We start from the raw sequence: 2,615 nt of genomic DNA, 5'->3' as shown, positions 1-2,615 counted from the left end.
GGCGGCGGCGTGGGCGCGCATCAGCAGCCCGGTCAGCGGCTCGTCGAGCGGATGCGCCTGGACCAGCGCGTCCAGCTCGGCGGTCACGTCGTCACCGCGTCGGACCCGCTCGGCCAGCACCGTCCGCTGCGCGCTGAGCCGCAGCCGCGTGAGGTTCACCGCCTCGGGCCGCGATGCCTCCGGGAAGTCGAGGTCGCCGCGCCACAACGTCAGCGCCTCGGCGGGCCGGGTCATCGCCAGCCGCACGAACCGGTGCGCGTCCACCGACTCGGTGTCCAGGACCAGGCGGTAGCCGGTCGGCGCCGCCTCGATGGTCAGGCCGGCGCGGCGCAGGCGGGAGATCAGCGCCTGCAGCGCGTTCGCGGCCGCCGCCGGCGGCTCGTCACCCCAGATGCCGTCGATCAGGCGGTCGGCGGAGACGGTGCGGCCCACGTCGAGCGCCAGCAGGATCAGCAGGGTACGCAGCCGCGCGCCGGCGACCGGCACGGCTTCCCCGGCACGGTCGCGCAGCTCGAGCTGTCCGAGCACCGCGATCTCCACGGCCATGATTGTGCCGCAAGGTGCGAAGTTCCTTCGCCGTCCGGAGGACCGGCTCCGTGTTTCCGCTCTGTTGCGCGAGGATCGCCGACCATAGGCTGGCGGCATGGGTCGGCGGCCGACGATCTACGACGTCGCGCGCGAGGCGGGCGTGGCGGCCTCCACCGTGTCCCGGGCGTTCTCCAAGCCCGGCCGAGTGCACGCGGAGACCGCGCAGCAGATCTTCGCGGCGGCCGAGCGGCTGGGCTATCGTGCCGCCCCGGCGCAGGCCCCGCAGCCCGGCGAGCGCCCGCCGCTGCGCGCGATCGGCCTGGTCGTCGCGGATGTCACCAATCCGTTCTACGGCGACATCATCAGGGGCGCGTACGAAGCGGCGCGCGAGGCCGGCTACCAGCTGATCCTCACCCACACCAACGAGTCGCCCGAGGTCGAACGGGAGACGATCGAGCACGAGCTGGCCCAGGTCGACGGCATCGTGATCGCCAGCTCGCGGATGTCCGACGCGGCGCTGCGCATGGTCGCCAAGCAGAAAGCGGTGGTGCTGCTCAACCGCATCATCCCCGAGGCCAACTGCGTGACCAACGACAGCGAGCGGGGGATCCGGCTGGCCGCCGAGCATCTGGCCGGGCTCGGCCACGACCGCATCCTCTACGTCGCCGGGCCGGAGGCGAGCTGGTCCGACGGCGTCCGCTGGCGGGCGCTGCGGGACGCGGCCGCCGCTCTGGGCCTGGAGGCGCGCCGGATCGGGCCGAACGAGCCGAACGTCCTCGCCGGGCTGAACGCCGCCCGCAAGGTCGCGCACCTGGAGGCGACCGCGGTGATGGCCTACAACGACCAGGTGGCGATCGGCGTCGTCAAGGGCCTGCGCAAGCTCGACGTGCGCGTGCCGGACGAGGTGAGCGTCGTCGGCTTCGACAACATCACCTTCGCCGAGCTGGTCGAGCCGCAGCTGACCACGGTCGCGTCGCCGCTGTACCGGATGGGTTTCACCGGCGTGCAGAACTGCATCGCGGTGTCGCTCGGCGCCCGGCCCAGCGGCCACCCGCTGGTGCTGCCCACCCGCCTGGTGGTGCGGCAGTCGACCGGTCAGCGCAACCGGTACAGCACCTCGCCGGCGCGCGGCACCACCAAGCCGTCGAAACCGGCCACGTCGATCGTCGCCGGGTCGCGGTAACCCAGGTTCACCGAGCGGCACACCTCCTCGGGGATCCCGGTCGCCAGCGTGACGTCCACCCGGAGCCGCTCGACGCCGTCCTCGAACGTGCCGGCGCCCCGCAGGTGGGTCGAGTGGGCGAGGACGCCCCAGTGGAATTGGGAGAACCGGTCCCACTGCTTCACGAAGTAGTCGCGGCAGTGGTAGCCGATCTCGTGGATCTGCGGATGGCTGGTGGCGATCTCGCGGATGTGCGGCGCGTAGAGGATCACCTCGCCACCGTCGGCGACCACCGGCTCGACCTTGTAGAAGCCCTTGGCCCCGGTCCAGATCTCGTCGTACATGGCCGGGACCAGCGACAGCACCCGGCGCACCGGTGCGTCGAGGTAGGTGACGTGGGTGGCCGCGCTGATCCGGGCGGCCTCCGACCACGACGTCTGCGGGTCGCCGAAGGAGACCGAGTGCAGGCCGGCGCCGTCCTCGGCGGTGACGACGCTGAACGCGTACGTGTCCGCGGGGATCAGCGCCGCGCCGTCGTTGATCAGCGCGCGCACCGGGGTCAGGTCGGTGGTCCCGATGATCTCGGCGGAGGTGATCAGCGCGCCGAGCCAGTGCGACACGTCGATGATCTCCTGGCCGGCGACGCCCGGGAAGAAGTACTTGTTGCCGCCCGACATCCCCACCACCTCGTGCGGCAGGACCGGGCCGACGACCAGCGCGATGTCGTGGTCGACGACGGCCCGGTTGAGCCGCACCCGCACATCGCCGTGCATGCGGCCCTCGGACAGCTCCTCGATCCGGCTGGAGGGGATCACGCCGAGGTCCGCGAACGTCGACGGATCCCACCACTCGTGGTTCACCACGGCGGTGTCCGGGTAGGGGCCGCCGACGTGGTCGTCGAGCGTGGTCATCGCGCCGTGCGTGC

Annotated in this window: 3 protein-coding genes; 1 reads left to right on the top strand and 2 read right to left on the bottom strand. The window is 72.2% G+C overall.

What is annotated here, in order from left to right:
- Positions 1–540 (bottom strand): BTAD domain-containing putative transcriptional regulator (locus tag AB0M20_RS37225; RefSeq protein ID WP_364305467.1); only part of this gene is annotated, 540 nt, incomplete at its 3' end.
- A 103-nt stretch (positions 541–643) separates the two neighbouring features.
- Between AB0M20_RS37225 and AB0M20_RS37220 the strand changes: the two genes are divergently transcribed.
- Complete coding sequence (locus AB0M20_RS37220; protein WP_364305465.1) at positions 644–1,711, top strand: LacI family DNA-binding transcriptional regulator; 1,068 nt, start codon at positions 644–646, stop codon at positions 1,709–1,711.
- Here the strand turns inward: AB0M20_RS37220 and AB0M20_RS37215 are convergent.
- Positions 1,624–2,615 (bottom strand): lactate racemase domain-containing protein (locus AB0M20_RS37215; protein ID WP_364305463.1); only part of this gene is annotated, 992 nt, incomplete at its 5' end. The two genes, AB0M20_RS37220 and AB0M20_RS37215, sit on opposite strands and share 88 nt — an antisense overlap.

Origin of the sequence: Actinoplanes sp. NPDC051633, assembly GCF_040681735.1 — a bacterium.
Classification (GTDB): domain Bacteria; phylum Actinomycetota; class Actinomycetes; order Mycobacteriales; family Micromonosporaceae; genus Actinoplanes.
The sequence above is the reverse complement of the archived record's forward strand: the minus strand, read 5'-3'. Positions and strand labels throughout refer to the sequence as shown.

Coding starts and splice junctions, on each gene's coding strand:
- AB0M20_RS37220 (WP_364305465.1), top strand. CDS start 644: ATGGGTCGGCGGCCGACGATCTACGACGTCGCGCGCGAGGCGGGCGTG.